The sequence below is a fragment of the Pseudomonas sp. NFACC51 genome, from assembly GCF_900103575.1.
In the GTDB taxonomy this organism is placed as follows: domain Bacteria; phylum Pseudomonadota; class Gammaproteobacteria; order Pseudomonadales; family Pseudomonadaceae; genus Aquipseudomonas; species Aquipseudomonas fluorescens_Q.
Genome location: NZ_FMXH01000017.1, coordinates 51121 through 73013 on the forward strand (window position 1 = coordinate 51121; position 21893 = coordinate 73013).

The window sequence follows — 21893 nt, forward strand, 5'->3', positions numbered from 1 at the left end:
TACTGGAGACAGATCATGAGCGATAACAATCCGTTCGAGCCGATTGAGACCACCCCTTTCCAATCCCATCCGCCACAAAACGTGCATGGTTGGGAACGCATTGGCTCGCTGGCCGGCGGTGTGCTGATGATGGGCAAGGGCTTGCGCCGTGGCGGTGTGCTCGGCCTGGCTCAACTGGCGATCGGCGGCATGGCGCTGGCGCGGGGGATCACCGGGCATTGCTCGGCCAAGGCCTTGTTGGAAAAGAACCGGCAGAACCTCAGCAACGCCCGCGCTCGCATCGAACAGGCCGGTGATGAGCTGAGCCGCCTGAAGGCCAATGCCGAGGCGGCAACTGGCACGGCTACGGTGACGGGGAATGATTCGTTGGATTCGCCGAAGGTTGGGCTCTGATTTTTGCAGCGCCGCTGATGGCCCCTTCGCGAGCAAGCTCGCTCCCACATGTTTTGTGAACGCCGAAAACCCAATGTGGGAGAGCTTGCTCGCGATGGCGGTGTCACTGAAGTAACCGGGTATCCAGCACAGTAGAGGCCCCACCCAGAACGCTCTCACTGAGCTGCACAAACTCTTTGGTATCGACCGTTTCCAACCGCATCGCCGCCTGCAACACATCATCCAGCGAACGTTTGTTACGGGTTTTCAGGCGAATCTCGCGGTCCAGTTCCTGCAACAGCAACACCGCCTGGGCCACCGCCGCCGAGCTGATCTGTTCGCCGCGCAAGGTGGTGATGCCCTTGCTGTCGCGGGCGAGCCGGTCGTTCAAGGTCTGATAGCGCTCATCACTCAGGCCGCCGGCGCGGCGCAGCAGTTCGATGGCGTAGTACTCGGTCAGCCCTTCGCTGATCCAATCGCTGCGATCATGATCGTTGACCCGGGCCAGCGCCTGCACCAACTCCCGCAGCAATGGGCTACTGCCCCGCTCGCTGACCAGCGGCGGACGGCTGTGCAGGTAGATCGAGTCATGACCGGCCTGGGCGCCACGCCACAACGGATCGCCGGCGCCGACAATCAGCAACTTGGCCGGATGGCGCGGCACCAGTGCTTGTACCTGCGGCCAGACGAATGTCAGCAGCGTCAGCACATCCATCCGGCGCATGCCTTGGCCCTGGGGCGAGGCGACCGTCACCTCAGTTTCGCCCAGGCGGGTGCGGCGGCTACCCAGTTTGCCGGCGAGCATCCAGCCCGTAGGGCGGTCGAACAGGCGCGAGGGGTTGTCGATGCGAAAGCGTTGCTTGCCGATGCGCGGCCAGGGCGTCTCGATGCTTTTCCAGTCATTGGGCAATTCAACTTCAAGACGGGCCACCAGTTCTACGCCGTCCTGCTGGTCGAGCCTGGCCGATGGCACCAGGTCGTCGCCGCGCAGCAACGCCCACGTCGGGGTCATGCGGGTTTCGAAGGTGGCGTTCTTGCGCGCATGGCTGATGCGCACGCGGTAGCTCAGGCTGGCCTTGTCCGCTGCCGGCCGCCAGACACCTCGCGCCTCTTTGCCGGGAGTGAGTTGCCATTGGCCGTCGGCCTTGAAATCGCTGTAGCGACTGCCGTCGCCGAGGTCGAAATCCAGGCTACGCACCGCCGCCCCCCGGGCCAGGGTCAGACGCACCTCGGCCTGATCGCTCAGGGGCAACAGGTGCACGTGATAATCCAGATCGACTTTCTGCGCCGCCCACAGCGGCCCGCACATCGCCAGCAGCCCGGCGGCCAGCATCCGTTTCAATCCTGCAGCCATGGGTTCTCCCTGGGGCGCGCCGCCCGACGGCTCAGCCGGCGCGGAAAATCAGATGATCTTCCCAATCGTCTTCCGGCACGCTGCCTTCGGCCAGCATACGCCCGGACTGGGAAATGCGTTCGTGGTGCACCGCATCGCGATCACCGCAGACCAGGTGGTGCCACAACGGCAAGTCCTTGCCCTCGCTAACCAGCCGATAACCGCAGGTCGGCGGCAGCCATTTGAACTCATCGGCCTTGCCCGGCGTGAGCTGGATGCAATCGGGGACAAAGTCGCGGCGGTTGGGATAGTCGGAGCACTGGCAGGTTTTCAGGTCCAGCAGTTTGCAGGCGATGCGCGTGTAGTAAACGCTGTTGTCGTCTTCGTCTTCGAGTTTTTGCAGGCAGCACAGGCCACAGCCGTCGCACAGCGATTCCCATTCCTGCAGATCGAGCTGATCGAGGGTTTTGCGTTTCCAGAACGGTTCGACTTTGGCGGCCATGGCTCAAGCATCAACATCAGGTGGTGAAAAGGCCGACAGTCTAGTGCCCGGGCCTCTTCAGGCCAAGCATTGGCGACTGTCGGTAGGCCGGGACTTGTCAGCCCGGGCGGCGGGACGTAGGTTGTTTCATTGACTTTCCAAACCCCAGCCAGGTAAGCCCATGAGTGCCAATCCCCGCATTGCCGATTACGCGATTCACCCTCAATTCATCGAGCGCTGGTCGCCCCGTGCCTTTACCGGCGAGACCATTGCCGAAGAAACCCTGCTGGGCTTCTTCGAAGCTGCACGCTGGGCGCCGTCGGCGTACAACTCCCAGCCATGGCGCTTCCTGTATGCGCGCCGCGACACGCCGAATTGGGAGCGTTTCCTGGGCCTGCTCAATGAATTCAACCGCAGCTGGGCCCAACACGCCTCGGCGCTGGTGATCATTGTTTCGAAAACCACCTTCGCCATTCCCGGCGCCACCGAAGAAACCCCTGCGCAGTCCCACACCTTCGATACGGGGGCGGCCTGGGGCCACCTGGCGCTGCAAGCCAGCCTCAGCGGCTGGCACACCCATGGCATGGCCGGTTTCGACCAGGCGTTGACCCGCAAGGAACTGAAGATCCCGGAAGGCTACGCCCTGCACGCCGCCGTGGCGATTGGCAAGCTGGGGGACAAATCGACACTGGCCGAATACCTCCAGGCCCGCGAAACCCCAAGCCCGCGCCGGCCGTTGAGCGAACTGGTGGCTGAGGGCGACTTCACCCTGTAACCCTGCCCCTTCATGTGAACAAACCATTCACATAAGAACGGCACTTCCCGTGACGAGGGAGCTTGCTCCCGTTGGGCTGCGCAGCAGCCCTGAATCAGCCGGCTCGGACAATCTGATGCATCGCGTGCTTAGGTTTTGGGGCTGCTTCGCAGCCCAGCGGGAGCAAGCTCCCTCGCCACAGGGTTGGGTTCACACAAACCTTAAGTGAACGGCGCAACCCGGAGCGGGAAGAAAGTCAGTAACCCCGGCTGAAATCCACTTCCCCGCGTAGCGCCTCACCGGCCTGATAGGCCCGCAGGTTTTCCAGGAACAACTGCACCATCATCGGCGGCGAGGTCGGTGCCGAGCTGTGGCCGGTCAGCAGCAGGCCCCAGGCGGTCCAGAAGGGGTGGCGCTGTGGCAATGGCTCCTGACGGCAGACGTCGATCACCGCACCGGCCAGGTGCCCATCCTTCAGGGCTTGCACCAGGTCCGCATCCACCACCGCCACGCCGCGGCCGACGTTGATGAACAACCCGGTCGGCTTGAATTGCTTGAATAGCGCCGCGTCGTACACATCATGGGTATCGGGTGTGTTGGGCAGCAAATTGATCACGTAATCCGCCTCACCCACCAAGCGCGGCAGATCCTTCAGCGCCCCGACTTCGATGAACGGCGCCAACGCTCGCGCTTCACTGGCCACACCGTACAGTTGCACACCAAACGGCACCAGGAACTGCGCTACCCGCTGACCGATATCACCGGTCCCGACGATCAACACCTTGCGCCCGGCCAGGCTTTGCCCCTGGCGGTTGTCCCACTTGCGCTCGACCTGGCTGACCAGCCGCGCCAGCACCTCACGTTCGTGGCCGAGCATGTAGGTCAGCACGTATTCGGCCATCACCTGGCCGAAAATGCCCACCGCACGGGTCAGGCGGTAGTTGCGCGTCAAGCCTTCGGCCAACAACGGCGTGATACCCGCCCAGGTCGATTGCAGCCAGCTGGGTCTATGGCCCTGACGCAACAAGGTGGCCAGCAGATCAGGCTGACCGAGCCAGACCGGGCAATCGGTGGCCAGTCGCGACAATTCGGCGGAGTCGCCGCTGGTCAGGACTTCAATATCGGGTGCCGCCTGACGCAGAAGCTGGGCGTACACCGGGTGGTCGTGTTCGGCAATCAGAACGCGCATGAATCAAACCTTTCAAAAACAGTGCAGACAACCGCCGATAGAGTGTCGCTCCATCCATACGATCGTCGTCAATAAACCCTTCCAGTGTTTTTCCAGAGGCACCCAGAACAGGTGCCTCAGAGACCGTCAGACCGGGTCGTTGCGGCGCAACAACTCTTCGGGCAAATGCTCGATGTACTCGTCTTCGGCCGGCGGCATTTGCAAGTGATAGCCCTGGGTGTCGAGGTTTTCCAGCACTTTGTTGATGTCCTCCCGTGACAGCGCCCGCTCGGGGCTCAGGACCAGGTCGAAGGCATGGATCGCCTTGCCAAAGGCGGCCATCAACGGCTCAGGCACGCGCTCCAAGGCATCGCTCTTGAGCACATACAGGTACATCTCGTTTTTCTTCGAGCTTCGATAGATGGAGCAGATACGTTTCAAGGCTGTTCTCCGGCAGTGGCCAGGCTGTCGAGCAGCGCCTGGCCCATCAATTCGCGGCGCCAGCCACGCAGCGAATCGGGCAATTGGTAAGGGCCCTCGGGGAAGCCGCTCTTGATCAGCGCTTCGAGGGTTTTCTTGCGCAGCATCAGCTCCGGGGCGATGTCCAGGCGCTCGGCTTCAGCCTGCCCCAACGCCCGCAGACGCTTGACCAGGGCCGAGGCCTCGATGGGCAGTGGCTCGGCCACGGCCGGCGGCCATTGCTCGGGCGGCACGCTGGCGGCGCGCTGGATCAGGTCCAGCAGAAACTGGCCGTCCTGGCGCACGGTGCGCGGGTGCATGTCTTCGATTTTCGCCAACGCGCCAAGGTTATCCGGCTGGGTACGGGCCAGGGGCCACAGCGAATGCTCGCGAATGATGCGATTGCGCGGCAGGTCACGGGCCCGCGCCTCGCGTTCGCGCCAGGCGCACAGCTCGCGCAGCACGGCCAATTGGGCGCGGGACAGTTTCCAGGCGAGCTTGGCCTCGCGGTAGACCTCGTACGGGTCGACCTCGCGACGCAGGTTGGCCACCAGTTCGGCGCCGTCTTCCAGGACCCAACGGTATTTTTCGTCGGAAAGCTTCGGGCGCAGCAGTACGAAAACTTCTGCCAGGTGCACGGCATCCTCTGCCGCGTAGCTGATCTGCGTCTCGGACAGGGGCCGTTGCAGCCAGTCGGAACGGGTCTCGCCCTTGGGCAACTCGATACCCAGCACTTCCTGCACCAGCCGCGAATAGCCCATGGAGAAACCCAGGTTCAGGTAGGCGGCGGCCAATTGCGTATCGAACAGCGGCGCAGGCAGGCTGCCGGTCAGGCGCAGCAGCACTTCAAGGTCTTCGCTGCAGGCGTGCAACACCTTGAGCACCGCCGGGTTTTCCAGTAGTGCGGCCAAGGGTTGCCAATTGTCGATGGTCAAGGGGTCGATCAGGTAGGCACGCTTGCCGTCGCCGATCTGCAATAAACCGGCAATAGGGTAAAAAGTGTCGACCCGCATGAATTCGGTGTCGAGGGCGACGAATGGCAACTGCTGCCACTCGGCGCAAAACTGACCGAGGCTATCGTTGTCGCGAATCCAGTGAATATCGATGGCCACACGGCTCTCCCTTGAAGAATGGCGCGCAGTATATATCGCCGCCGGCGATTGCGAGCATCCATAGAGCAGCCGCCTGAGAGAAATCGCCTGCGAAAAAGCAAGAATAGTCCTACATCAAGACTTAACCGGTCTTACGCAACGCATAAACACGCGTCAGGGCAAAACCGGGCAGGAAATCCTGGTACCAAAGCACGCTGAAACCGGCCTGGCGGAACTCGGCTTCCACATCTGCCTTGTCGGCCAGGCTCCGTCGCGGCGCCTGGCCGATCTTGAGGCGGCCTTCGATTTGCACCGAAACGATCACCGTGTCGCGACTGACCCGATGAAATTCGCGCAACAGCGCCAGGCGATGCTCGCTGGCGCTGACGTGGCGAAACAGTTGCAGACAGAGAATACAATCCACCGCGTTGGCCGACAGCCCGAGGGTGAACGCTGAACTCGGGAAGGTCTTGACCCGTTGGAGCAACGCGCCGCCATGGTGAGTGAGCGCATGTTCGAGCATGTCCGGCGACGGGTCCGCCGCCAGGATCACCCGGTTGGCGTGCTCGGCCAGCACCGGCCAGAACCGTCCCGCGCCACAGGCCACATCCAGCACCAACCCGGGCTCGCCCGCCACCTTCAGGGCATTGCGTACCATGTGCTCGTCGCGCCAGAACGCCAGGCGCAATCGTCGAGGCGTCGGCCCACAGCAGACCTGTGCATGCTCCTGGTCATGCTGCCTGGCGAACTCAAGCTCGACGGTGGATGGGGGTAGCCCGGACATACGAACGGCTCTTGGAGAAGATTGAATGACAGGTTAACCAACACTGCGTGAAAAAAAGGTCCAGGCCATCACTCTCGTGCCAGGACACCGTCAATCACCGCGCCGCGACAGCTGGCGAACAGGTCCAGGTCCCGGTTGTAGACCTGGCTGTTGACTTCCAGCAGCCCGAGCATCGAATGAAACAGGTTGTCCTGGCTCAAAGGCTTTTGCCGACTCAGTTGCAGGCAATGGGTGTCGACCGAGAAAGATTTCTGATAGCTGTCGGAAAACCAGGCAAGCATTGCCACGTGTTTCTGTTGCTCCGGGGCGAGCATGTAGGGCGTGCCATGGAGAAACAGGTTGTATTCGCCCAGGGACTCGCCATGATCCGACAGGTACAGCATGGCCGTGTCGACCTTGTCCTGGTTGGCCCGCAACAGATCGATCAGGGTCGAGAGCACATGATCGGTGTACACCAGCGTGTTGTCGTAGCTGTTGACGATGCTCTCGCGGCTGCAATTGTTCAGCGCGTTGCTTTCGCATACCGGGGTGAAATGCTCGTATTCCTTGGGATAGCGCTTGAAGTATTCCGGCCCGTGGCTGCCCATCTGGTGCAGTACCAGCACGGTGTCCTTGTCGAGTGTGTCGATGAAATGCTGCAAACCCTGGAGCAGGATTTCATCACGGCACTCACTGTTGGCGCACAGGGCCGGGTCCTTGAGATTGCTGACATCCTGCAGCGTGACCCGATCACAGGTGCCCTTGCAGCCGGATTGGTTGTCCCGCCAGATCACCTCCAGCCCGGCGTGCTTGAGCACGTCCAGCAAACCCTCTTCATTCTTGGCCTTGCTGGCGTCATAGTTCTTGCGCCCCATGTTGGAAAACATACAGGGCACAGACACGGCGGTTTCCGTGCCGCAGGAATGCACATCGGTAAAGGCGATCAGGCCGGCCTCTTTGTCCAGTGTCGGTGTGGTATCGCGGTCATAGCCGAGGATGCCGAAGTTCTCGGCCCGGGCACTCTCGCCCACCACCAGTACGGTCAGGGATTTGCGGCCGTGGGTTTGCCAGGCCGGGTTGCGGCTCGCGTCCTCGCCCAGGGTGATGAACGGCTGCTTGGCCGACGCGACCTGCTCACGCAAATAGCCGAGCGACGCACCGATGTAGTTGCTCGGCACGACCATCAAACGCAACTCGTGGTGGTTGCGAAACAACGAAGACAAACCTTGGTAGTTGGCCAAGGCGACCATGCCGATTACCGCGGCCGACGCCACGCCGACCAGCAACTTACTTAATAACTCTTTGGGCCAGCGACGATAGCTGATCGGGGTCTTGAATAACAACCAGCAAGGCAACACCCCCAATAACCCGAGGTAGATAAACAACTTCAGCGACAACAGATCACGAACTTCCGTGGCATTGGTTTCAGCAAAGTTGCGCAACATGCCCGCATCGATCAATACACCGTATTGGGCCATGAAATACGCCACGCCAGCACTGATCAGGAACAATAGCATCAGCACGGGCTTGAGCAGCGGACGGAAGGCCACGAGCGTCAACACCAGGTTGAACGCGCAGAAAATCATCAGGCCAAACGCCACGCACATCAGCAGGCCACGAGCGTCAGCCGTGGTGATCGCCAGCAAGTGTTGCCAGAGAACGAGGTTGAAACCCACTAACAAAAAGGCACTGGCGGCCAGTGTCACCCACTCGGGGCGCACCGCTTTAATGGTCAGCATGATGGTTGACGATTTCCTGAAAGTTGCTCTTTTAAAAAGAAGTGCCGCAGGAAAATGTGAAAACTTCATTTCCTACGGCAGCACAAACTTTAGGTAGCCCACCATCAATTTTTCGTGAAAAAGTTGCTATTAAATAATTATTTAAGCGGCAAGCTCGACCCAGCTTGCAGTGCTAAAGAAAAGTGATGCGTGGTGAGGGAGCTTGCTCCCGCGGGGCTGCGTAGCAGCCCCTTTTTGTGAGTGCTTCGCACTCAAGCGGGAGCAAGCTCCCTCGCCACGTTTTTTCGACTGCCCTAAGTGAGCAGTCTTTCTTTGCCAATCAGCTTGCAGCTTGAAGCTATTCTTAAGCCTGATTCAGATACCAGCGCCAGTCCTGCTCCCCGACTTCCGCCATGAATTGGCGGTATTCGGCGCGCTTGACCGCCAGATAAACGCCAAGAAACTCATCGCCAAACGCTTCCCGCGCCCAGGCCGATGCCTCAAGGGCACGCAGGGTGGTGAGCCAGTCGGTGGGCAGCAACTCGGCCGCCTGGGCGTAGCCGTTGCCTTCGACAGGTTTCCCGGGATCGCACTGTTCACGTAGGCCGCGATGAATGCCGGCCAATATCGCCGCCGCAGCCAGGTAAGGGTTGGCATCGGCACCGCAGATACGATGCTCGATGTGCCTCGACAACGCCGGGCCGCCCGGCACCCTCAGGCTCACGGTGCGATTGTCCACGCCCCAGGTCGCCGCCAGCGGTGCGTAGCTGTTGCTTTGGAATCGCCGGTAGGAGTTGGCGTTCGGACAAAACATCAACAGCGAATCGAGCAAGGTGTCGAGCATCCCACCCACCGCATGGCGCAACAGCGGCGTGCCGTCGGCGGCTTCACTGGCAAACAGATTGTGGCCATCGCGATCCGCCAGGCTGACATGCATGTGCATGCCGGAGCCCGCCAAGTGATCGAACGGCTTGGCCATGAAGCAGGCCTGCATGCCGTGCTTGTGGGCCACGCCCTTGACCAGTCGCTTGTAGCGCACCGCTTCATCCATGGCTTGCAAGGCATCGCTGCGGTGTTCAAGGGTGATCTCCACTTGTCCCGGTGCGTATTCGGAAATGGCGGTCCGGGCCGCAATGCCTTGCAGCTTGCACGCAGCGTACAGGTCGGCCAGGAACGGCTCGATCTGCTCCAGCTCGCGCAAACCGTAGACCTGGGTGGCACGCGGTCGGCCACCGTCGGCGTCCCGCGCTGGCTGTGGCCGGCCTTGGCTGTCGCGTTGCGCGTCCAGCAGATAAAACTCCAGCTCCGCCGCCATCACCGGGTAATAGCCGTCGGCCTGTAAAGCCTCGATCACCTGGCTGAGCAGATAACGCGGATCGGCGATGGTCGCCGGCATGCCCTCCTGGGGATGCATGCTGACCTGCACGGCGGCCGTAGGAATCAATCGCCACGGCATACGTTGCAAGCTGCCGCTGAGGGGGTAGGCACGGCAATCGATGTCGCCGACGTCCCACACCAGTCCGGAATTTTCCACATCATCGCCATTGACGGTGAGCCCGAGAATCGTACTGGGCAGTGGCCGGCCACTTTCGAAAACCGCCAGCAACTCGTCCCGATGCAACAACTTGCCCCGGGGCACGCCGTTGTTGTCGAGGATGAACAGCTCGAACAGTTCGATATCAGGGTTCTGCGCAAGGAACGCCTCGGCGTGTTGCACGGGAGCGAAAGAAATCTTGGCAAGGCTCATGAGAAGGCTCGTATTTCCATGTCGGACGGGCGACAAGGCACCGTCAGTCTGTGCTCGCCATTGAGCGAGCACTGCGAATGATCAACAGGTAATACGAGTATCTGGAGGACGGGCGTGACGGCAATGCCAGAGCGCCCAAAAGGCCAGCTCGGAGGGCAACGCACTGAGGGTTGGGGCCATGGCAGGCGTGAACCGGCCGACCGGATCGACCGCGGCAGATGAAGGGTATTGGAATGCCAGGGGCCAACCGTTCATGAGCGCATCACAGGAAACACATCGGACAAGCGTCCCACGCTACCCTGGGAGGTTAAACCTGGATTTGATGGAGCTTGGATCGCAGCCAACTAAACATAGGCAAACCAAACAGTCGTTGATCGACACGTCGTGTTCCCTACATTATCTGTCCCGTTCCCGACCATGAAAGCGCCTGCCTGGCATTCTCTTGGCACGATCGTTCCGTTAGGATCATCGGCCTGGTTTGCGCAAAATCCGCGCAAGGAGCACAGCGAGAGACAGAACGGATGCTGAACAGTAACTCCCTCAGAAAGCTCGACATGCAAGACCTCATGGTGTTTAGCGCCGTGTACGAGCAAAGCAGTGTCACCGGCGTGTCCGAGGCATTGTGCGTCAGTCAGTCAACCGTCAGTTATTGCCTCAAGAAACTGCGAACCTGTTTCGAAGACGAGCTATTCATCAACACCCGCACCGGCATGCGCCCCACCTATAAGGCCGAGGGCATGTACGAGCATGTGCGCGCCATTTTGCAAAGCATCAACCTGTGCCATGCCGGTACACCCACCTTCGATCCGACCCGGCAAGCCATTACCTTCAATATTTGCGCACCGGAATATTTCGAACAGTTGATCCTGCCGCAACTGCTGCAAGGCTTCGATTACGCCAATCTGCCGGTGGCGGTGAACGTGCACAAGCTCGAAGCCGACATCCCCGCCGAAGAGTTGCGCGACGGCAGCCTGGACCTGGTGATCTGCTTCGGCCCGAACTTCCACAGCAACCATGCCGATTTCAAATCCCGGCAGTTGCTGGAGGAGGACCTGGTTTGTGTCGTGGATAAACGGGCGACGCCACTTGAACCGCAACTGAGCCTTCAGTCTTTCGTACGGCGCCGACACGTGTTTCCGACGCCCTGGTCGTCAGCGACCAACATGGTGGACGGCTGGCTGTCGCAGCAGGCACAACAACGCCAGATTGCCGCCCGCGCCAACAGCTACAGTGCCGCACTGAAGATGATCACCGGCACCGACTTCATCCTGACCCTGCCCCGCCGTATCCAGAAATTGCTGGCCAACGAGGCAATCTTCAATCATCACGAAGCGCCCCAGGGCCTGCCGGGGTTCACCCTGAACATGCAGTGGAGCCTGGCCGTCGATCAGGACAGTGCCAACGCCTGGCTGCGCGAACAGATCATCAAGGCCTGCGCCGCCCGCGACACCTGAACGTCATTGACCGATCAAGGCCTTGGCATACGGGCCTCGATCGATGTCGAGGATTTCCACGCACAGTTGCACGCTAACGTCGGCCGGCCATGGCCCCAGTTCCTGGATCACGGCCAGCAGGCTATCGGCCAGTTGCTTCTTGATTTCCGTCGAGCGACCGCTTAGCAAGGCCAGCTTCACATGCACGAAACCTCGCTCGCCCAGCCCCGTGCCCACCCGGAACGTCTCGAGCTTCACGGCCCGGCTCTTGATGTCCAGCTCGGCCGCGAATTGACCAGAAGCCACCAGCGCATTGTTCAGGCGCAGCAATGCAACATCGGCCTTCAGCTCGGGCAGGTTGGCGGTGTACTCCATGTGCAGGTGAGGCATGTGTTCGACTCCGATTCGAAAATATGACAAGGGGATTTCAGCCGTCACAACCTTACCCCGACTTTAAACGTTGGGGCAGTTTTTGTTTCGCTGCGGGCCGGTGTCAGGGTTGTACCGAGAGCCCACGCTCGCCCATGAAGGCCTCCAACCGCGACCGCAACCAGCGCTCGGCCGGGTCACTGTCGACATGGCTCAGCCAGACCATGGACAAATCCAGGGTCGGGGTCTTGAAAGGAAAGGGTTCGTTGAACAATTGCCCCGAAGCTGCCATGGCGGCGGCGGTATAGTCCGGCAAGCTGGCGATCAGGTCAGTGCCGGCCAGCAATGCCGGCAATGCGCTGTATTGCGGCACCGACAGCACGACCTGGCGTGTGCGTCCGATCTCGGCCAGCCATTCATCGACAAACCCGGCGACGTTCGCGGTATGGGACACCAGCACATGAGGTCGCGCGCAATACTCGTCCAGGGTCAGCGGCGTGTCCGACGCATCGGCGCGCAACACGCGGGGCTGGATGTGTCGCAACAATTTGCGCTTGGCGTTGGCCGGCAGGCCGCGAGTCTGGCTGATGCCCACGGTGATGTCGCCCGATGCCAGCAAATCGGGGATGCGCCAGTAATCGACGTGCTGGACCACGAACACAATTTTCGGCGCCTCTTGCCGCAGGCTGCTCAACAGGGGCGGCAAGAGGCCGAACTCGACGTCGTCCGACAGGCCGATGCGAAACGTCATGGTGCTGCTGGTGGGGTCGAAATCGTGGGTCAGGCTCAAGGCCACCGACAGCGAATCGAGCGCCGGAGACAGATGCCGAATGATTTCTTCAGCCCGGGCCGTCGGCTCCATGCGGTGACCGACGCGAATGAACAACGGGTCGTTGAACATTTTGCGCAAACGATTGAGGGCCGAGCTGATGGTCGGTTGGCCCAGGAACAGTTTTTCCGCCACCCGTGTCACGTTACGCTCAAGCATCAGCGTTTCGAAAACCACCATCAGGTTGATGTCGGCCTTGCGCAATTCGTTGCGGTTCATCCACTGCCCTCCATCCCTTGATTGGCTGCAGTGTAGAAACGCCAGGGGTTGTGCGTCTATGCGCAAAAAGGTTAAGCGCCTGCGCAATACCGTCGAAGAAATTGGGAGCGGCACCCTGCTTTTGTGGCGAGGGAGCTTGCTCCCGCTGGGCTGCGAAGCGGCCCCAAGATTTTGCGGTTGCTGCGCAACCGAGCGGGAGCAAGCTCCCTCGCCACAATGAAAAAAACCCTACCTCACGATCAGCGATTTCAGCCCCAGCGCCATGACTCGCTCATCACCTCCCAGCCCCAGCGCCTTGGGGCTGATGGCATCGGGTAAATGAAAATGCACGCGCAACGACCCATCCGTGCCCATCGTTTCACGAATAGCCGGTGTCAGGGGCAGTTCAAGGGTGTTGTCTTGCAGGCGCGTGAACTGCGTCGACAACGCCGCCACACCGTTGATCGAGACGTCCACTCGCTGGCGCGTATGCAGGGGGGGCTGCACGAACGCCGCCGCGTCTATCGAGAGGACGCGCGCTTCTGGCGCAATGCGCAAGACAATCTCAGCCTCGGTCCCTTCCGACCAGATGCCCCAATCCTCGACGCGTCCCCAGCCACTGGCCAACATCGGGTTGATTCGGCTGAACACCTGGCGCTCGCCGATCTTCACCTGCACGTCCAGCGTCTCATCGGCAAACGATGGGCATTGGACACATGACTTCCAACCCGGCGCCAGCACCACGAGGCCATCGATACGGGTCAACAGGTCGGTCTGGCGATTGACGGTCTTCGCCGCCTGGAGCGCGGCGCCAGGGTCGAGGATGTACAGCGAATCCGCTGCATATTCGCCGCTGGCAAGCATCTGCGCGGCGCGTCGCTGGGCTTGTTCGATCTCCCGGGTGCCCATGCGTCCCAGGTACACGCCATCGGTTTCCAATCCATGCTTCAGGGCGTATTGGCTGGTCAGCAGCCAGTTGTCCGGCTGGTTCTGCGGCAGCAGCGTCCGGACTTTCGAATAGTGGCTGGCCGCACTGGCCCAGAATGGATCATTCATGGAGGTGGACCAACTGGAGGCGGCCGGCATCATCCGGCTCTGGCGCAGGCCTGCCCATCCAGCGCGGGTATCCAGGACTTGCACCAGCAGGGCGATGGCCAACAGACACGCCGCCGCCCGTGGTTTGTTGCCGCGGATCACCAGGAAAATGACGGCAAATACGATGGCGTAGAACGCTGGCCAGAACATCCGGCCAGACGCGCGAAAGACATTCGCCAGCTTCTCCAGGCTTCCGGGCAGCCAGTAATGCACATCCAGCACGCCGATACCGAGGGTGTTGGTCAGCGAAAACAGCGTTAACCCGAACAGCGCCCACAGCAACAACCCTCTGTGGCGCACGGCACTCACCAGACCGGTATTGCCTTGCAGCAGTGCCACAGCGGCACAGATCGCCAGGATCAGGACTCCCAGTCCCAGGTAATTGAACCCTTCATAGTCCCCGGGCCCCTCGGGCAGGTCCCGCACGATGTAGGACCAGCCACTGGGGTCGACCAGCGACAGTACATTCAAGCGGTACAGGCCATAACCACCCGATACGGTCCCGCCACCCACACTGAAATAACCGGCCTGCCAGCAACAGAACGCAACCAGCAAAAACAAACCGCTCAGCTCGATCAAGGCATCGCGTCGGGACAAGCGACCCTTGATGGCCTGGTTGGCGAGGTCGGCCAGCCAGATCAACGCCACCATGGCCAACAAGTAGGCATGCACCAACGCTGTCGCGGCCAACAGCACGCCCCAGGCCAGCCGTCGCTTCTGCAAACCAGGACGCAGCGCCAGGTACAAGGCCGCCAGAATCAGGAAATGCCCGGACAACGACAAATGCCCGCCCATGCGCAGAAACATCGGCGGCGAAAACACAAACAACCCGGCGCCCAACAGCCTGATCCACAGTGACGGCGTCAGCAGGCCGAGCAGTTTCCAGGCGAACCAGGCTTGCAGGATGAAACAGGCCAGCAACCACAGGCCAAAATACTGGAACGTCTCGGGCAGCCAGCCGCTGAAGGGCTTGAACAGGAACGCCAGCAACGGATTGGAATCGGAAAAAATGATGCCGTTGCCCAACTCCAAACCATAGGAAGGGTTCATGCCCAACGGAAAGGTCCAGGGTGAACTGCGGAAAAACGCCCAGCCCAAGTAATGGGTTGTCGTATCGCCCTCCCCCAGCCAGGCGATGTTCGTGGGGTCCAATACCCGTGGCCCGATCACCAGCAGGAATGCCAGCGCGCCCAACAGGATGGGCAATAAGCAGCCCCAGTAACGCTCACCACGAACGGTCATCGATACGTCCAGAAATTATGCAGGATGAAGGTGAACACCGGGATAATCAGCGCCACGGCGGCGATGCCCGCCAGGTAATCCAGGCCGACGCGCTGGGCGCCCCAGGCCACCAGCATCGCCAGCCCGAACCCGCCGATCGATACCACCACGAAACGGCCAAGGGTACGGCCATGCAAGCGACTGGAAAAGCTCCATAGGGTGTTGACCAGGTACGACACCACGGTCGCCACGACAAAGGCGAAACCATTGGCCAGTGGCGGGTTTGCCAGGATCAGGTGCACAAACAGCACGGCAGCCACCACATGGACTACGGTGACAACCAAACCCGTCATGGCAAAGCGCAAGGCACGGCGCAGCAACGGCGAGTGCGTCCAGGTCACGGCTTCTGCGCCAGGCAGAACACCGTCAGGCCGACCATACGATTGGCGCCCATGAACGGACGCTCCAGGCTGCACAGTGACCTCAACACGCCATTGACCAGCGGATGATGACGCGCAAGCTGCGACTTGGCCGAGGCGCCGGACGCCTTGCGCTGCAACAGGCGCAGGGCGGCGGCAATGGGAAATACCAGGGCGAAGTAATACGCACCTTGCTGGACCTGCAAACCCGCCTGCGCCACGACACTTTCCAGCTGTTTGAGGGTGTAGCGGCGCTTATGCTCGAGAAAATCATCATGCCCGCTCCAGAGAAACTGGAACGCCGGCACGGTGATCAGGAAGCGGCTGCCCGACGGCACTTTGTCGACGTAGGCCTTGAGCAGCCCCACGTCATCATCCACATGCTCCAGCACGTCCATCAGCAACACCAGGTCAGCGTCCAGCGTGTCGATGGCACGGCGGTAGCGGACCGGTTTACCGGCGGTACTGGCGTCGGAGTCGGCCGGATAACTGATGTCCACGCACCAGGCCTGGGCCGTTGCGGTATGGGTCAGCAGGTGATGGGAAAAAAAGCCCGACCCGGCCCCCACGTCCAGCAGCGTACTGGCCGAGGTGCCCTTGAGCATGTGCAGCATGGCGCGCGCTTTCGACCGGTAGTACCAATGCTGCTCGATATCGGGACCGAGGATATCGGTTTCCTTGAGGTCCATGGTCAGTCCTTGGCGTCATAGAGGCGCCGCACCAGGAAAATCGGTCGGCGCTTGGATTCGATGTAGGTGCGGCCCAGGTACTCACCCAGCACGCCGATGCCGATCAGTTGCAACCCACCCAGGAACGTGACCGCCACCATCAGCGAAGCATAGCCCGGCAGGTCCACCCCGGAAATCAGGGTTCGCAGTACGATGAAGATGGCGAACGCAAAAGACACCAGCGAGACGCAAAGCCCCAGGTACGTCCAGATACGCAGCGGTTCGGTGCTGAAGCTGGTGATGCCTTCAAGAGCAAAATTCCACAGGCGCCAGCCATTGAACTTGCTTTCACCGGCGGCCCGTTCAGGCCTGACGTAATCCACGTAGGTGGTGCGGAATCCTACCCAGGCAAACAGCCCTTTCATGAAGCGGCGAGATTCAGGCAGGGTTTGCAGGGCATCGACCACGCAGCGATCCATCAAGCGAAAATCGCCGACATTCTCCGGCAGCTTGTGGTCGGCGATCTTATTGTGCAGCCGGTAGAACCCGTTGGCGGAAACCTGCTTGGCCCAGGAGTCGGAGTCGCGGTTGATCCGATGGCCCAGCACCACTTCGGCACCGTTGCGCCAGTGGGCAATCATTTCCAGGATGACTTCGGGAGGGTCTTGCAAATCGACATCGATCGGCACCACCGCCTGGCCACGAGCGGCTTGCAGGCCGGCACTCAACGCCGCCTCCTTGCCGAAGTTGCGACTCAGGTCGACGACTCGGATGCGCGGATCGGTCTTCTGCCGTTCCAGCAGCAGCACCAATGTGTCGTCCACGCTGCCGTCGTTGACGAACACCAGCTCCAGGCTCACCAGCGACTCATGGGCAAAGACCTGGTCGATCCTGGCCATGAACACATCGATGGACTGGACTTCGTTGTAGACCGGAATGACAAGCGAAAGCGCTAGACGACCTTGCAGATCCGTTCCTGGATATTCAGTCACTTGATAGCTCTTTTTCTTATAGTGTTTTCAGTCCCATCGGCTTGCGGCCCTAGGCGTCGAAACGTATTAAGCAGGACCGAGCAGGGCAACGCAAGGATCAAACCGGAACTTCATCTGACTGCTTGTTCGTAACATGACTTTTTTCCTACAGAAAGTCGAACCCTCTTTCCAGGCTCATGCCCAGCAATATTTAATAACCAATGGAAACGAATTTCCCGTAGCCAAAACCCGCCACTTGGCTAGGCTGGCAGCCACATGTCCAACGCATGTCTTGACTGAATGAATCGCAGGGAGCGAACCGATGTATTTTGAAATCTATCGACAGACCCGAGGCACCCCGAGCACTGGAAAAGGCCTATGGCGCTGGCGCTTGAGAGCCGGCAACCACGAAACGATCGCCAGCGGCGAATCCTATGTGAACAAGAGTGACTGCCTTCACGTCATCAGGCTGATCAAGAATGTCCAGGGCGAAACGCCTGTGAAGGAGATCTGAACCGAATCATTGTGGCGAGGGAGCTGGCTCCCGCTGGGCTGCGAAGCGGCCCTATGATTTTGCGGTGGCTGCGCAACCGAGCGGGAGCAAGCTCCCTCGCCACGGGTTCAATCGCCTCAAGTGAGCTGTTTGCAGCCTGAGCTTTTTTTGCTGTAACGAAGGTTTTCAGGCAGGTAGGGTATGCGGACAAAAGGAGGCTGGTGCAATGACTCGATCAAACCATAATCGCGACTGGCTGGTGCGGGCGCCCGAATCGAGGAAAATGGAACGCATCGAGGCCTATTTCAGCGGGCATGGCTACACCACCCATCGCCACGACACCTACGCCATCGGAATCACACTTTCCGGCGTGCAGAGCTTCAACTATCGCCACAGCAAGCGCCACAGCCAGCCTGGCGGCACCATCGTCCTGCATCCGGACGAGGTGCACGATGGCGAAGCCGGGACGAGCGAGGGTTTTCGCTACCGGATGTTCTACATAGAACCGTCGGTGATCCAGCAAGTGCTGGGGGGCAAGCCATTGCCCTTCATCGAAGGAGGATTGTCCAACGACCCTCGCCTCAACATCGCGACCCGTCGACTATTGAACGGCCTGGATCATCCCCTCGATCCGCTGGAGGAAGAGGACGCCATCTACGATGTGGCCCAGGCACTCGACATCGCGGCCGGCAGCCGACCTGGGCGGCGGCTGATCGACTACCCGGCGGCGGAGCGTGCCCGCCTGTTCATCCATGATGCCCTCCACCAGACGATCACACTGGACGACCTGGTGCAGGCCAGCGGCCGGGATCGATGGAGCCTGTCCCGGGATTTCCGGGCACTGTATGGCACCAGCCCCTATCGTTACATCACCCAGCGCCGCTTGAACGAAGCCCGGCGCCTGGTATTCCATGGCATGCCGCTGAGCGAAGTAGCCCTGGCCTGTGGTTTTTTCGATCAGAGCCACATGACCCGACTGCACACCCAGGCCTTCGGTATTTCACCGGCACGCTGGCTGAAAATGCTGCGCTGAAGGCACAGGCTGGGCACGACAAAAAGCTGCACGATCATCCAATACGACACCCAGGCCCCGACAGTAAGGTACAGCTCACCACCCACCTGAGGAGCATGCCTCGATGACCCACTACGCCCCCATCAACTTCGCTCAGAAATACGCACTGTTCCACGAACAATGGGCACCGAAAGTCGTGGCCGAAATGAATGACTACCAATTCAAGATCGCCCGGCTCGAAGGCGAATTCATCTGGCACACCCACGCCGACACCGATGAAACCTTCATCGTGCTGGAGGGCCAGTTGCATATCGATTTTCGCGACGGTGCGGTGACCATAGGGCCAGGCGAAATGTACGTGGTCAAAAAAGGTGTCGAGCACAAGCCCAGCGCCGCACACGAAGTGAAACTGCTGCTGATCGAACCACGTGGTGTCCTCAATACCGGCGAACAAACCAATGAGCGAACGGCAGTCAATGATGTGTGGATCTGACTGAGCCAGGCTCAATCGTATTCAGCTTCCTGGTGATCGCCCAACAACCGCCGCTGACGAGGTGTCGCGGCGACCAAGACCACAGGATTGAACTGCCAATGCAGATAAGGTGAGAACTTCTGCGCGACCATCCGCCGACCATAGTGCACCTGAAGCATGTAACGCGTGCGGTCGGCGGTCCGGTTATCGCTACCGGCGTGCCATAACTCACTGCGCAGTATCAGCACATCGCCCGCCTGGCACAGCACGGGCTGCGCGGGGCGCCCTTGCCACTGCGTTTCGCCCTTCACGGGTGCCCGGCCGGCTTTGTGGCTGCCCGGAATGACCTGGGTCGGGCTCAAGTCGGCGTCGATGTCATCCAGGTAAAACTGCGCGGTAAAGACCTGCATCGGCAGTTCAAAGGCAGGGTCGGCCAACAGCCCTGGCGGCAATTGCATCGCCAGATAATCCAGGTGCAACGGTGCCCCGGTAAAACCGGGATGGCAGCGCCAGGCCGTTTGGCCGATGACATGGCAATCGTCGCCCAGGGCTGCCTCGGCCAGCTCGATCACCCCGGCCACATCCAGGAACGGCAGCCAGAACGGATCGCGATTGAACACACATTTGTAATGATCGATGACACCGCTGTAGTCCCAATGCTGGGGCTTCAACTGGTCGATGGCATGGCGCAGGTCGGCGATCTGTCGGGCATCCAGCACGCCGGGCATCAGGACAAAACCGTCCTGATGCAGCGCGCGGAGCTGATCGTCAGTGGACACGACACCCCCTGCGTCAGGTGCGGAAACGGCCAGTCAGTTCTGCCAGGTTTCTCGACAGGCTGGAAAGCTGTTGGCTGGCCTGCATGCTCTGGGCAGAGTTCGCTGCCGCTTCGTTGGACAAGTCGCGGATATCGGAGATGTTGCGGGCGATCTCTTCGGTGACGCTGCTTTGCTCCTCGCAAGCGCTGGCGATTTGCGCGGCCATGTCATTGATCTGCTGGATCGAACCGCCGGTACCGCTAAGCACCTGATCGACACCCGCGGCACGTTCGACGCTATCGCGGGCCTTGGTGCTGCCCACGTGCATGGCTTGTACAGCCTTGGCGACACCGCTCTGCAACCGCTCGATGCGAACCTGAATGTCCTTGGTCGAATCCTGTGTGCGCGCCGCAAGCGCCCTCACTTCATCGGCCACCACGGCAAAACCACGGCCCTGCTCACCGGCCCGCGCGGCTTCGATGGCAGCGTTCAGCGCCAACAGGTTGGTCTGTTCGGCAATGCCACGGATCACCTCGAGCACGGCGCCAATACTGGAGGTTTCCTGGGCCAATGCCTCGATCGTGCCCGAAGCGCTCTCCACTTCCTGGGCCAACTGACGGATCGATTCGATGGTACTGCTGACCACCTCGGCACCGTCACGAGACTGGCTGCTCGCCTGTTGCGCGGCGCCCGAGGCGTTCGCCGCGTTATGCGCGACTTCATGCACCGCTGCGCTCATCTGGGTCGCAGCGGTGCTGACCTGATCGAGCGCCGCATGTTCGCTGCTGATCAACCGGTCATTCGTCGCGGCCATATCGGCCATGGCGCGGGCGGCGGAATCTACTTCACCTGTCACCCGTCCAACCTCGGCGATCAACGGCTGCAACTTGTCGAGAAAGCGGTTGAAGGCGCTGCCGAGCTGGCCCAACTCATCGGCCGAGCGTACCTCCAGACGCCCTTTCAGATCGCCGCCGCCCTCGGCAATCTGCTCGACGCGGTGCAGCAGTCGACGCATAGGGCTCAGCACCACAAGTGGCAGAACGACAAGCACCAGGATGCAACCAAGCAAGCCGACCAGCAGAATCACGCCTTGATGCACGCCGACCGTCTCACCGTTTTCAATCGCTGCGTCGCCTTCGCGATGCGACGCCGCATCCTCTAGCTCACCCAGCTTGTCGATAGAGTCGCGCATGGTTTCGAAGAGGCGCTCACTGTCACCAAAACTCAGGGCACTGGCGCCCTGCGGATCGCCTACAGACAGTTCGAGGACCCGCCGCGACACCTGCATCCATTTCCCGAAGCTGTCATTGAACTGACTGACCAACGCCTGCGCCTCGGCACCGGGCTGCATCGCGGCATATTTCTGCACGCGGTCATAAGCCTGCTTCGCATTCTCGCCATGACTGGTGCTCAGCGCTTTCAAATGCTCGTTTGCATGAGCATCCAACAGGCTGCGCTCGGCGACGAAAGCCTGATAAAGATCACGGTCGGCGTTGAGCAGCAGGCTGATCGCCGGCAGATAACGCTTGGTCAAATGCGTACTGGATTCAGTCACCTGACCGATACCGCGCATGCCCGCCCACCCCATCAGCACCAGCAACACAGCCAGGAATGCGATCGGAAGGGTGATTTTCCAGCGAAAGCCCAGATCGGCAAAAAACCGCAGCATGGGGTGTCACTCCTTTCATGGGGATTAACCTACCTATCGGCAGCCATGCCTTGAGCTATAGACCATTAGTCCAATTGTTACAAAGCTTCGGGTCTGGCAGACACCGGGGTTATGCAGGTCACTGAGGGGAGTTGGCGGGATAAAAAAAGGCGGGGGGAGGCAATAGCTGCGGGAGTTTTCTGACACTTCCCGCCCACATAATTTAGGGAGTTTTCTGACTCATCATCTGATTGATGATTTTTCCAGAAGGGCTCTATAGTCCAAGCGTCGTTCGTAAGAGCGGCTTGGGTTTGGCGACGATCGGGGTTCCTCGGGATTCGTACAGAGTCTAGCGCTTGGCGGACGCAATACCTCCCGCGTCTCACTCGATCCAATGGTCTCGGCCCGCGAATGCCTGGGC

The 21893-nt window shown here is 60.5% G+C and carries 22 protein-coding genes and 1 pseudogene; 6 read left to right on the forward strand and 17 right to left on the reverse strand.

Annotated features, from left to right (window positions below):
- Window positions 1–15 precede the first annotated feature (15 nt).
- Window positions 16–393 carry a YgaP family membrane protein gene (locus tag BLT00_RS26040; RefSeq protein WP_003198860.1) on the forward strand — a complete coding sequence of 126 codons (378 nt, stop codon included), beginning with the start codon at window positions 16–18 and terminating at the stop codon, window positions 391–393.
- A gap of 103 nt (window positions 394–496) precedes the next feature.
- Here the strand turns inward: BLT00_RS26040 and BLT00_RS26045 are convergent, their stop codons facing one another.
- Both BLT00_RS26045 and BLT00_RS26050 read right to left on the reverse strand, forming a co-directional pair.
- Window positions 497–1726, reverse strand: a complete 1230-nt coding sequence (locus BLT00_RS26045; RefSeq protein WP_092148551.1) for a hypothetical protein — start codon at window positions 1724–1726, stop codon at window positions 497–499.
- Between the two features lie 31 nt (window positions 1727–1757).
- Complete coding sequence (locus BLT00_RS26050) at window positions 1758–2207, reverse strand: YcgN family cysteine cluster protein (protein ID WP_063322504.1); 450 nt, start codon at window positions 2205–2207, stop codon at window positions 1758–1760.
- 160 nt (window positions 2208–2367) lie between these two features.
- Here BLT00_RS26050 and BLT00_RS26055 point away from each other — a divergent pair, with 160 nt between their 5' ends.
- Window positions 2368–2961, forward strand: a complete 594-nt coding sequence (locus BLT00_RS26055) for a nitroreductase family protein (RefSeq protein ID WP_092148554.1) — start codon at window positions 2368–2370, stop codon at window positions 2959–2961.
- A gap of 235 nt (window positions 2962–3196) precedes the next feature.
- On the opposite strand, the gene BLT00_RS26060 is transcribed toward BLT00_RS26055, so the two are convergent.
- The 6 genes from BLT00_RS26060 to BLT00_RS26085 all read right to left on the reverse strand — a co-directional run bounded on the left by BLT00_RS26060 (window position 3197) and on the right by BLT00_RS26085 (window position 9871).
- On the reverse strand, window positions 3197–4129 hold the full coding sequence (locus BLT00_RS26060; RefSeq protein ID WP_092148557.1) for a D-2-hydroxyacid dehydrogenase: 933 nt from the start codon (window positions 4127–4129) through the stop codon (window positions 3197–3199).
- Window positions 4130–4255: 126 nt separating this feature from the next.
- The gene (locus BLT00_RS26065; protein ID WP_003198853.1) at window positions 4256–4549 is read right to left on the reverse strand and encodes a YcgL domain-containing protein; all 294 of its coding nucleotides are present in this window, start codon (window positions 4547–4549) and stop codon (window positions 4256–4258) included.
- Window positions 4546–5679, reverse strand: coding sequence for a ribonuclease D (rnd, locus tag BLT00_RS26070; RefSeq protein ID WP_092148560.1), 1134 nt, complete (start codon window positions 5677–5679; stop codon window positions 4546–4548). The genes BLT00_RS26065 and rnd overlap by 4 nt, the downstream gene beginning before the upstream one ends.
- A gap of 121 nt (window positions 5680–5800) precedes the next feature.
- Window positions 5801–6442: a class I SAM-dependent methyltransferase gene (locus BLT00_RS26075; protein WP_063322507.1), complete on the reverse strand. Its 642-nt coding sequence runs from the start codon at window positions 6440–6442 to the stop codon at window positions 5801–5803.
- 68 nt (window positions 6443–6510) lie between these two features.
- Window positions 6511–8160: a phosphoethanolamine transferase gene (locus BLT00_RS26080; protein ID WP_092148563.1), complete on the reverse strand. Its 1650-nt coding sequence runs from the start codon at window positions 8158–8160 to the stop codon at window positions 6511–6513.
- 343 nt (window positions 8161–8503) lie between these two features.
- Window positions 8504–9871: a glutamine synthetase family protein gene (locus BLT00_RS26085; protein WP_170862030.1), complete on the reverse strand. Its 1368-nt coding sequence runs from the start codon at window positions 9869–9871 to the stop codon at window positions 8504–8506.
- Window positions 9872–10407: 536 nt separating this feature from the next.
- Here BLT00_RS26085 and BLT00_RS26090 point away from each other — a divergent pair.
- Window positions 10408–11340 (forward strand): LysR family transcriptional regulator, encoded by a 933-nt coding sequence (locus BLT00_RS26090; RefSeq protein ID WP_092148569.1) that lies wholly within the window; start codon window positions 10408–10410, stop codon window positions 11338–11340.
- 3 nt (window positions 11341–11343) lie between these two features.
- Here BLT00_RS26090 and BLT00_RS26095 read toward each other — a convergent pair whose 3' ends face one another.
- The 6 genes from BLT00_RS26095 to BLT00_RS26120 all read right to left on the reverse strand — a co-directional run bounded on the left by BLT00_RS26095 (window position 11344) and on the right by BLT00_RS26120 (window position 17110).
- A complete protein-coding gene (locus BLT00_RS26095) occupies window positions 11344–11709 on the reverse strand; it encodes a 5-carboxymethyl-2-hydroxymuconate Delta-isomerase (protein WP_063322511.1) in 366 nt (121 codons plus the stop codon).
- A 103-nt stretch (window positions 11710–11812) separates the two neighbouring features.
- Window positions 11813–12736: a LysR family transcriptional regulator gene (locus BLT00_RS26100; RefSeq protein ID WP_092148572.1), complete on the reverse strand. Its 924-nt coding sequence runs from the start codon at window positions 12734–12736 to the stop codon at window positions 11813–11815.
- 228 nt (window positions 12737–12964) lie between these two features.
- On the reverse strand, window positions 12965–15052 hold the full coding sequence (locus BLT00_RS26105; protein WP_092148574.1) for a DUF6311 domain-containing protein: 2088 nt from the start codon (window positions 15050–15052) through the stop codon (window positions 12965–12967).
- Complete coding sequence (locus BLT00_RS26110; protein WP_063325150.1) at window positions 15049–15384, reverse strand: GtrA family protein; 336 nt, start codon at window positions 15382–15384, stop codon at window positions 15049–15051. The genes BLT00_RS26105 and BLT00_RS26110 overlap by 4 nt, the downstream gene beginning before the upstream one ends.
- A gap of 44 nt (window positions 15385–15428) precedes the next feature.
- The gene (locus tag BLT00_RS26115; RefSeq protein ID WP_092148577.1) at window positions 15429–16139 is read right to left on the reverse strand and encodes a class I SAM-dependent methyltransferase; all 711 of its coding nucleotides are present in this window, start codon (window positions 16137–16139) and stop codon (window positions 15429–15431) included.
- 2 nt (window positions 16140–16141) lie between these two features.
- The gene (locus tag BLT00_RS26120) at window positions 16142–17110 is read right to left on the reverse strand and encodes a glycosyltransferase family 2 protein (protein WP_063322515.1); all 969 of its coding nucleotides are present in this window, start codon (window positions 17108–17110) and stop codon (window positions 16142–16144) included.
- A gap of 301 nt (window positions 17111–17411) precedes the next feature.
- Between BLT00_RS26120 and BLT00_RS26125 the strand changes: the two genes are divergently transcribed.
- From BLT00_RS26125 to BLT00_RS26135, 3 genes are all read left to right on the forward strand, one after another.
- Window positions 17412–17603 carry a YegP family protein gene (locus tag BLT00_RS26125; RefSeq protein ID WP_092148580.1) on the forward strand — a complete coding sequence of 64 codons (192 nt, stop codon included), beginning with the start codon at window positions 17412–17414 and terminating at the stop codon, window positions 17601–17603.
- A 205-nt stretch (window positions 17604–17808) separates the two neighbouring features.
- The gene (locus BLT00_RS26130; RefSeq protein WP_092148583.1) at window positions 17809–18615 is read left to right on the forward strand and encodes an AraC family transcriptional regulator; all 807 of its coding nucleotides are present in this window, start codon (window positions 17809–17811) and stop codon (window positions 18613–18615) included.
- Between the two features lie 103 nt (window positions 18616–18718).
- Entirely contained in the window at window positions 18719–19087 is a 369-nt protein-coding gene (locus tag BLT00_RS26135; protein WP_072341306.1) for a cupin domain-containing protein, read from the forward strand.
- Window positions 19088–19098: 11 nt separating this feature from the next.
- Here BLT00_RS26135 and BLT00_RS26140 read toward each other — a convergent pair whose 3' ends face one another.
- From BLT00_RS26140 to BLT00_RS32655, 3 genes and pseudogenes are all read right to left on the reverse strand, one after another.
- Complete coding sequence (locus BLT00_RS26140) at window positions 19099–19845, reverse strand: phytanoyl-CoA dioxygenase family protein (protein WP_092148586.1); 747 nt, start codon at window positions 19843–19845, stop codon at window positions 19099–19101.
- Window positions 19846–19858: 13 nt separating this feature from the next.
- Window positions 19859–20647, reverse strand: coding sequence for a methyl-accepting chemotaxis protein (locus BLT00_RS32650; protein WP_371856975.1), 789 nt, complete (start codon window positions 20645–20647; stop codon window positions 19859–19861).
- Window positions 20648–20716: 69 nt separating this feature from the next.
- A pseudogene (locus tag BLT00_RS32655) lies at window positions 20717–21493 on the reverse strand (MCP four helix bundle domain-containing protein); the annotation flags it as partial.
- Between the last annotated feature and the right edge of the window lie 400 nt (window positions 21494–21893).